The sequence below is a fragment of the Streptomyces cacaoi genome (genome assembly GCF_006539165.1).
GTDB classification, from domain to species: Bacteria; Actinomycetota; Actinomycetes; order Streptomycetales; family Streptomycetaceae; genus Streptomyces; species Streptomyces cacaoi.
This window is the reverse complement of the sequence record NZ_BJMM01000006.1, coordinates 344,225-353,869: the sequence shown is the minus strand read 5'-3', so window position 1 is coordinate 353,869 and position 9,645 is coordinate 344,225. Positions and strand designations below refer to the sequence as shown.

General features: G+C 72.1%; 4 protein-coding genes. 3 read left to right on the top strand and 1 reads right to left on the bottom strand.

Translation table 11 applies throughout. From position 1 onward, the window contains the following. The coding region (locus SCA03_RS35700) for a type I polyketide synthase (protein WP_218037775.1) at positions 1-4,148 on the bottom strand (4,148 nt) is incomplete at its 3' end. Positions 4,149-4,419: 271 nt separating this feature from the next. Between SCA03_RS35700 and SCA03_RS09085 the strand changes: the two genes are divergently transcribed. From SCA03_RS09085 to SCA03_RS09075, 3 genes are all read left to right on the top strand, one after another. Further along, positions 4,420-5,325: a 2OG-Fe dioxygenase family protein gene (locus SCA03_RS09085; protein WP_030873716.1), complete on the top strand. Its 906-nt coding sequence runs from the start codon at positions 4,420-4,422 to the stop codon at positions 5,323-5,325. Positions 5,326-5,518: 193 nt separating this feature from the next. Beyond that, entirely contained in the window at positions 5,519-6,085 is a 567-nt protein-coding gene (locus SCA03_RS09080; protein WP_230988554.1) for a TetR/AcrR family transcriptional regulator, read from the top strand. 965 nt (positions 6,086-7,050) lie between these two features. Beyond that, positions 7,051-9,609 carry an ATP-binding protein gene (locus SCA03_RS09075; protein WP_086815889.1) on the top strand — a complete coding sequence of 853 codons (2,559 nt, stop codon included), beginning with the start codon at positions 7,051-7,053 and terminating at the stop codon, positions 9,607-9,609. Positions 9,610-9,645: the final 36 nt, after the last annotated feature.

Sequence of the window (9,645 nt, the reverse complement as noted above, 5' to 3'; positions counted from 1 at the left end):
ACCAGCAGCTCCAGGCCGCTCGACGCCCACTCCACGCGCGGCGTCGGCTCCTCCGCGTGCAGCGTGGCGGGCAACGTCCCATGGCGCATCGCCTGCACCATCTTGATCACGCCACCGATCCCCGCGGCGGCCTGGGCGTGCCCGATGTTCGACTTCAACGAGCCCAGCCACAGCGGCCGTTCGGGGGGCCGCCCGTGCCCGTATGCCGCTGCCAGCGCCTGCGCCTCGATCGGATCGCCCAGCCGCGTGCCGGTGCCGTGCGCCTCGACCGCGTCCACCTCGGCGGCGGACAGCCCCGCGTCCGCCAGCGCCGCCCGGATCACCCGCTGCTGCGCCGCACCACTGGGGGCCGTCAGACCATTCGAGGCACCGTCCTGGTTGACCGCACTGCCCCGCAGCAGCGCCAGCACCCGGTGCCCGTTCCGCCGGGCATCCGACAGCCGCTCCAGCACCAGGACGCCCACACCCTCGCCCCACCCCGTACCGTCCGCGCCTGCCGAGAACGGCTTGCAGCGGCCGTCCGCCGCAAGCCCCTGCTGCCGGCCGAACTCGGTGAACATCCCGGAGGTGGCCATGACCGTCACTCCGCCGGCCAGTGCCAGGTCGCACTCGCCCGAGCGCAGCGCCTGGCCGGCGTGGTGCAGCGCCACCAACGACGACGAACACGCCGTGTCCACCGTCACCGCCGGCCCCTCGAAACCGAACGTGTACGCCACCCGGCCGGACAGCACGCTCGGTGTACTGCCCGTGAGGACGTAGCCGGTGAAGTGGTCCGGGGCATGGTGTGCACGGGGACCGTAGTCCTGCGCCATGGCGCCGACGTAGACACCCGTGGGCGAGCCGCGCAGGCCCGCCGGATCCATGCCGGCCTGCTCCAGCGCCTCCCACGAGGTCTCCAGCAGCAGCCGCTGCTGCGGGTCCATCGCCAGCGCCTCACGCGGGGAGATGCCGAAGAAGTCCGCGTCGAAGTCGCCCGCGTCGTGCAGGAAGCCGCCGACCAGGGCGTGGCCGTCGGAGTCCGCTCCGTGCGGGGCGTTCGGAGCGTTCGGGGCCCAGCCGCGATCGGTGGGCGGCCCGCCGATCGCGTCCGCACCGGACACGACAAGGTGCCAAAGGTCGTCCGCCGTGGCCACGCCGCCCGGATAGCGGCAGGCCATTCCCACGATCGCCAACGGCTCTTCCGTGGCTGCCCGTTCACGCGGTTCCGGGGTGTGTGGTGCACGGGTGTCCGAGGTGCTGCGTCCGGTGTCGGCGAGCGAACCGCGCAGATACTCGGCAAGGGCTGCCGGAGTCGGATGGGCGAAGACCGTCTCCGGCCGGAGGGGCACTCCGGTGCGGGTGGCGAGCGCGTCGGCGAGTTCCTCGGTCATCAGCGAGTTGAAGCCGAGGTCCCGGAACGTCAGTGCCGTGTCGACGGGCCCGGAGTCCCGCATGATGAGGCCCGCCTGCTCCCGTACGAGGTCGAGCAGCTCGTACGGGGCGTCGAGCAGCTCGTACGGGGCGCTCGGGGACGCGCCGGGTGCGGCTTCGCCCACGGAGGCCGAGGAGGCCGGAGCGGACGTCGGCGTCGGCGTCGGCGTCGGCGTCGGCGTCGAGGCGGAGTCGGCCGCCGCGTCGACGTCGAGCCAGAACCGCCGCCGCTGGAACGGGTACGTCGGCAGGTCCACCAGCCGCCCGGCCCCCAGCAGCGGCGCCCAGTCGACATCGGTCCCACGCGCCCACAGCTGTGCGAGCACGTGGACCAGAGACCGCCCCTCGTCCAGGTCACGGCAGCGCAAGGGGATGGTGGAGACGCCGGGACCCTGCCCGGCCGCGCCCCCGGGCGCCGTTGCGCCCGCCGGGCCGATCTCCAGGAACGTCGAGACCCCGTGTTCCGGCATGGCGGGGAGGACCTCGCCGGAGAACCGAGCCCCCTCCTGGGCGTTCCGCATCCAGTACGCAGGGTCCCGCAGCAGCTGCGGCTCGGCGGCCCGTCCCGTGACATTCGAGGCAAGGGCCGGTCCGGGGCCGGGAGCCGCGAACTCGACCGATCCCAGTACCCGTTCGAACGTCTCCAGCATCGGCTCCATCAGCCAGCCACGGGCCAGCACCACCCGCGCCGCGTCCCGCAACGACCACACTCCCGCCACATGAGCGGCGGTCAGCTCTCCCGCCGAGTGCCCCGCCACCAGGGTCGGCTCCACGCCCAACGACGACAGCAACCGCCATGCCGCCGCACCGAACGCGAACACGGCTGCCTGTGCCAGACACCCGCTGCCGCCCGGACCGGTCTCTCCCTCGCCGGGCTCCTCCGCCACCACACGCCGCAGACGCGCGCCGAACTCCCCCTTCCCGACGCCGAACCGCTCACGTGTCTCCTCCGACAGGCCGACCTCGTCCGCGACCTCGCCGGCCACCTCGTCGAAAGCCCGGCACACCTCTGCCAGCGCCTCGTCGAACACCGGGAATCCGGCCAGCCCCGCCCCCATGCCGGCGCTCTGCGGCCCCTCGCCCGAGAACACCACCCCCACACCGCCCGGCAGGGCCGTGCCGGTGAGGACACCGGGCGCGGCGGTCCCTTCGGCCAGCGCCTGCGCCCCGGCCAGGAGTTCGTCCCGTGAGGTCGCCACGATCGCGGCACGGTGCTCGAAGGCGCTCCGGGACGAGGCGAGGGACCAGGCGACGTCCGCCGCCGAGACCTCCGGATCCCGGGCCGTAGCGCTGTTCGCGAGCCGGGCAGCGGCCTCGCGCAGTGCCGCCTCCCCGCGCCCGGAGAGCAGCCAGGGCACGGCGGGCAGGGCAGGGTCCGCCGGGGCAGGCTCCGGCCGGGGCCGGGCCGGGGCCGACTCGGGGCACCAGTCGCTCAGCACGACATGGCAGTTGGTGCCCCCCATGCCGAAGGAGCTGACGCCCGCCACCCGTGGCCGGCCGGCGGCGGGGCCGCCGGGCCACGGGCCCAGCTCCTGCTGGACGCGGAGGTTGAGTGCGTCGAGGGGGATGCGCGGATGGGGGTTGTCGAAGTTGAGGCTGGGCGGCAGTTGCCGGTGGGACAGGGCGAGCACCGTCTTGATGAAGCCCGCGACGCCGGCCGCGCCGCTCAAGTGTCCGATGTTGGTCTTCACCGAGCCCACGGCCAGGGGGCGGTCGGCGGGGCGGTGCCTGCCGATGGCCTCGCCGAGCGCCGCGGCCTCGACGGGGTCGCCGGTGGGGGTGCCGGTGCCGTGCAGTTCGACGTAGTCGACGGCCTCCGGGGCGATGCCCGCCTGCCGGTAGGCGCGGACGAGGGCCTCCGCCTGCGCCGCGGCGGTCGGCGCGGTGAGGGTTTCGCCGCCCGGGTCGTTGGTGGTGGCGCTGCCGCGGACCAGGCAGAGGATGCGGTCGCCGTCGGCGAGGGCGGTGCGGAGGCGTTTGAGGACGACGGCGCCGCCGCCCTCGCCGGGCACGTAGCCGTCGGCCCGCTCGTCGAACGTGAAGCAGCGCCCTCGTGGGGACAGGCCGCCCAGGCGGGCGGCGAGCAGCACGCTCTGCGGCAGGAGATGGAGGTTGACCCCGCACACGAGCGCCGCGTCGGACTCGTCGCCGCGCAGGCTCCCGCAGGCCAGGTGGAGCGCGACCAAGGACGAGGACTGGCCCGAGTCGACGGTGATGCTGGGGCCGCGGGCGCCGAGGAAGGCGGCGAGGCGGTTGGCGATGATGCCGCGCTGCACGCCGGGCATGGCGTGCTGGGTGGCGAGGGTGTGGGCGTGCGGGGACAGCAGTTGGGCGTAGTCGTCGCCGGTGACGCCGACGAATGTGCCCAGGCGGGTGCCGCGTGCCCGGTCCGGGACGATACGGGCGTGCTCCAGGGCTTCCCAGCCGAGTTCCAGGGCGAGTCGCTGCTGCGGGTCGACGTACGGCGCCTCGCGCGGGGAGATGCCGAAGAAGGCGGCGTCGAACTCCTCGGGGCGCTCCAGGAACGCGCCCCGGCGGGGTGTCTGCCCGGCGGCGGGGCCGGACCAGCGGCCGGGCGGCACCTCGGCGACGCTGCTTTCGCCCGCGGCCAGCAGCCGCCACAGCCGGTCCGGGTCCTCGGCACCGGGGAACCGGCACGAGACGCCGATGACGGCCATCGTCGTGTCCGGGTCGGCAAGGTGCCCGGCCGCGCCCCCGGAGTTTTCCGCTGCCCTCATGAGTGCGCTTCCCGCAGACATTTCCCTCGCGACCTTTTCTCGCGTCCGGTACTCATCGTGCTCGATCGTTCGTCGCGCGACTGTGGCGCGGCATCCGCGAATGCCGCCGTTACGGCGGCACACGGACGCGTTCACCGCGGGCACGGCACCGGTTCCGCTGATTCGGTGTTGCTCTGCCGAACTCCCGCTGCTACACCGGTTGCAGCTACGGTTCAGCGCCTGTCACGTTCTCCGAATTTCCCCCGCAACACCGCCCTGGAGGAACAAGGGAATGCCGATCGAAACCCTGGCTTCCGACATCGCCCGGATACGCTCGTCCTATATCCGTGACCGTTTCGCCTTCGTGCCCGGCGAGGAAATGGTCCGTATCGTGCAGGCCCTGGGCGCCACCGACGAGGACCTCGACCGGCTCGTGACCGTCAGCGAAGCCCTGGAGAGCGATCCGACGCTGCCGTTCCGCAGGACCCGCACCGGCCGCTTCGGTTTCGACCCGGCGTCGATGGAGGTGCGGAGGCTGGAGTTCCAACCGTTCATGCTGTCCACGGAGGACGACTTCGTGCGGCACGACGCCGGGCAGGTGCGGATCTTCGACGAGATCCGCGACGACCTCCAGCTCAACACCGCGCTCCAGGCGCTGTTCGTGTTCAAGTTCATGGTGTTCGACGGGATGGCGATCCAGCACCGGCCGAAGCTGGACTACGACAGCGAGCGCTGGGTGTGCACACTGCTGAACGTGCGGACCATCACCGACGGCGACCTGATCGGCGAGCCGGCGCTGGAGGGCGTGCACAGCGACGGCGTCGACCACACCATGACGACGTACCTCGGCAGCGGCAACATGACGCAGGACAGCGCGGTCACGTTCCTGCACGAGATGGCCGAGACGAACGGCACCCGCTGGCACGACACGGATCCGGAGCTGGTGCGTGCCCGTGCCCAGCACCGCGATTTCCTCGACACGTGCCTGATCGTCGACCACGAGCTGAAGCACAGCGTCTCGACGCTGTACGCGGCCGACCCGGAGCGCCCCGCCTTCCGTGACCTGCTGGCGTTTCTGACCCGCAGACCGGTGGCGGAGGGGCACCACTCGCGGGAGTTCGACTCCGCCGCTCCGCACCCGACCATGCCGATGACGGTGCCGCTGCGGGCTCCGGGCGGGGCGGCCGAGGCGGGCTGACCGCCTCGGCGCGGCGGAGCACGTCCTCCGCTCCCGCTCTCGTCCCCGGACACTCGGACCGCCGGAGTCCCCGTGGCACGGGGTGAATCCCGTGGCGCTGCCGGAGTTCGTCACGGAGCCGAGGGAAATGTGCAGGATGATGACCAGGGCCACCCAGTCGAGCGCTCGCACTTTCACGCAGGATGCGCGCAGAGTGCAGATCGTTCAGGCGACCATCGAGACGCTCGCCGAAATCGGCTATTCGAGGGCCTCGTTCAGCGCGATATGCCGGCAGGCCAGGCTCAGCAGCACCGGCATGATCTCCTACTACTTCTCCGGGAAGCCCGAACTCTTCCGGAAGGCCGCACAATCCGTTCTCGCGGAGTCCGAGGCCGCCATGGCGGAATGCGTCGCCCGGGAAACGACCTACCGGGCAAAACTGGGCGCCTACATCGTCGCGCAGATCACTTTCGTCACCCGCCGTCCGACGCAGACTCAGGCGCTGGCCGAGATCGTCGCGATGGTGCAGGCCCGGCAGATATCCGGCCTGGACGACGTCGCACGCGCCGCGCTGTCCGTCGACTCCCTGACCGAGCTGCTCGAACAGGGCCGCCAGGCGGGCGAGTTCCACACCCTCGACGCCCGGCTGATGGCCCTCGTCATCCACAGCGCCATCGAGAACGTCGTCCGCCACCACTGCCTCCAGGACGGCGACGGCGACCCGGAGCCGTACGCGCGTCGGCTGGCGGACATCTTCGACCGCTGCATCGCGGCGAGATGACCCGCGCTCCTCCCGGCGCCACACCCCCCACGACCCCACGCACCCCGCCGGTGCGTGGGGTCTGCGCGTGTGCCCGCCGCGCCCGCTGTCACGCCCTGTGCCGGTGCGTTCCACACAGGGCATCGATCGAAAACGGACCGGAAACGGGCGCTGCGCTCCCTGATACGGGTGGCGATGCGAGCGTCTCATGCGGCTGGCAGAAATGGTGCAGCAAGCAGCGCGAGGATACGACAGGAAGCGGTCAGCAAACGGGCACCGAATAACGGAAAGCAGACGAATGAAATACGGACCTGGCTTCGGCCTACCGCACCGCCGAACCCATTGACCGCATCGTTTCGAGACCGCGCAATGCATCGCTTGACCGACCAAGAGAAAGTTTCTATCGTTACCGCATCACTTGAGGCAGACGACTGTAATCGCCCTCATGCGAGCGCAGAAAGAAAGACGGAGCGCCGTGGTGACAATGCGTCCAGCAGGCATCGCACGTGAGAGACCGGACGACTACCCCCTTCTCCAGCCCCTCACGACCTCGCACAGGGCCGTGATCTGCTCGTAAGGCCCGTCCCCTCCTCCACTTCCCGGCCCCGTTCCGGGGCGGGAGGACGGCGGAACGCCGACTTGACATCGTTGCCGTAGTGCGATCGCGGGACGAACACCACGGGACAATTCAGCAGTTCGGCGGCGCACCTCGCAAACATTCTTCCGGTTAAAACGGAGTAAGAATGCAGCAAGCCCCCCACCACCTCAATGCGCGCCGACCGGAAGCCCACCCGGCAGTTATGCCGTCGACCAGGCAGTAACCGCGCGCCACCACATCACCGCACACCCCCCACTTTTCTCTGCCGTCGAGCACTCATTTGAGCCGCCATCGAGGCGTCACCCCTGCGCCGTCAGCCGCGCGCCCATTCCCGTCTCCCTGGACGGTTGCTCACGCATGCCCGACCTCGCTCCCAAAGGTAGGTGCAATGTCCCTTTCCTCCACGGCCGCCTGCGACACCTGCGGCAAACCGGTGCGCCCGCAGCGGCAGTCCGGAAGCTCTCCGCCGCGAGCCCGCTACTGCTCCAACGCCTGCCGGCAGCGCTCCTACCGCATGCGGCAGAAGTCCGGGGGCATGGAGACCGCGCTCGTCGAGACACCGCTGACGCAGCTGAGCAGCTTCATCGGCCGCACGCACGAACTGATCGAGCTGACGCGGTTGTTACGAGAGGTGCGGCTGCTGACACTGACCGGCCCCGCAGGTGTGGGCAAGAGCCGGCTCGCCCTGGAGCTGGCCGGCCAAGAGGCCCGCAGCCGGCGCTACGAGATGGCGGTGGTCCGGCTCGGCCGGCTCGCCGAACCGGAGGAGATACGCCAGCGGATCCTGGCCGCGCTCGACGAGCTGACCGACGGCACAAACGAGGCGGAGAAGGACCGGCTGCTCCTCCTCGACGGCTGCGAGCACGTGCTGGAGATCTGCGGCGCGCTGTTGACCGATCTGCTGCCGCGCCAGCCGCGGCTGCGGATACTGGCCACGAGCCGCGAACCGCTGCGCCTCCCGGGCGAGTCGGTCTTCCCGGTGGCCGAGCTGGCGCCCCCGGACCTGGATCCCGCGACCGTGCTCGCCGCGTGCCTCAGCTCCGACGCGGTCGCCCTGTTTCTGGACCGGGCCCGCGCAGTCGCCCCCGGCTTCCAGCTCACCGAGGCCAACGCGGCCGATGTGGGCGAGATCTGCGCACGGCTGGACGGGCTGCCACTGCCCATCGAGATGGCCGCCCAGCTGATGCGCGTCTTCCCGCCCGCCGAGGTCCGGGCCCAGCTGGACGACCGGCTCGCGCTGCTGACGAACGGGTGGCGGCTGGCAGACGACCGCCACCGGAGCCTGCGTGCCTCGCTGGGCTGGGGCTACGACCTGCTGAGCACGGGGGAACGCGCCCTGCTGCGCAGGCTGTCGGTGCTGCCGGGCGGCTTCGGCCCTGACGCGGCCGGCGCGCTCGCGGCCGATGTGCCCGAGGTGGCCTCGGCGATACCCGAGATCCTCATCGGCCTGGAGGCGAAGTCCGTCATCACGCCGCTGCCCGGCGCGGACTGTCCGACCCGCTTCCGGCTCCTGGAGTCCATGCGCTGCTTCGGCCACGAGATGCTCGTCGCCCAGGGCGAGGACTCGGGGGCGTACGAGCGACTCACGGCCTGGCTGACGACGGCGTCCCTACCGCTGTACACCGAGGCCGTCGCACCGGCAGGGGCGCTCGCCGTGCTGGAGAAGGAGCAGGCCAACCTCACGCAAGCCCTCCTGGTGCTCCGGTCCGGCACCGACGAGCGCCAGTTGCTGCTGGCCGCGGCGCTGGCCGCGGTGGAGCTGGCCAACGGTCAGCACCTCGGTGCCGCCGGACATCTGGTGCACGCCCTGGAGCGCACCGCCGCGGACTCCGGCTACCGCGGCATCGCGCTGGAGGCGGCGGCGCTGCTGGCGCGTCGGGAGGGCGCGGACGCCGAGGCGGCACGGCTGACCGACGAGGCGGTGGCGCTGGAGCGCGGGTGCGGCGGCAGCACGGCCCGGCTCGGCCGCCTGCTGCTGCTGCGCGGCAGGCAGCGGCAGCAGGCGGACGAACGGGAGTCCGCCCGCGCCGACCTGGCGGGGGCCCTGGACATCGGCCTGCGGCTGGATGACGGCCTGCTCGTCGCGCTGAGCTCGGGGGCCATCGCCCGGCAGCAGGTGGAGAACGGCGAACTGGGCGAGGCCGAGCAGGCGATCCGCCGCGCGCTGCCGGCGCTGCGCCGCCGCTCGACGCCCTTCCATCTGCACCCGGTGCTGGTCACGGCCGGTGCCCTGGCGCTGGAGAAGGACGACCCGACGAAGGCCGAGGCGTGCTTCGCCGAGGCGCTCCGCGCGCGCCCTGCCCACCGTGACGACACCGCAGCGGCCATCGAAGGGCTGGCCATGGCCGCCGTCCGGGCCCGCCGGTTCGACCGGGTGCTGCACCTCCTGGGGACCGCGGAGCGGATCCGGTGCGGCCCCGGGCGGGACACCGAGTGGTGGCGTGGGCAGCTGCACGAGGTGCGGGAGGCGGCCCTGCGGACCATGCCGTCGGCGCGCGCCGAGGCGTGCCTCGACGCGGGCCGGCGTCTGGCGGCTCCGCAGGCGGTCTCCCTCGCGCTCGGCGACGACGGCGGTCCCGGAAGGCATCACAAGCGGCCCGGCCATCCGCTGAGCAGACGGGAGCGGGACGTGGCGGAACTGGTCGTGGAGGGGCTGACCAACCGTCAGATCGCGGCACGGATGCATGTGTCGGTGCGGACCGTCGAGACACACATCCGGCACATCCGCGCCACGCTGGGACTCCGCTCCCGGGCGCACATCGCGGCGTGGGTGGCCCAGCGTCAACCGGAACCCTCGGCGGTGCTCCCCCCGTCCACCGCCCGTCGCACCTCGCCGCCGTCGACCGAACGGGGCGCGCACGCCACGTCCGTGGAGCGCCGGATACCCCCTCCGCACAGCGTGCTCCACGCAGGCCGCGGCAGCTCCCGCCAGCTCGAAGACACCTGAGGCGGGGCAGGCCACCACCGGGTGAGGGCGGGCGCC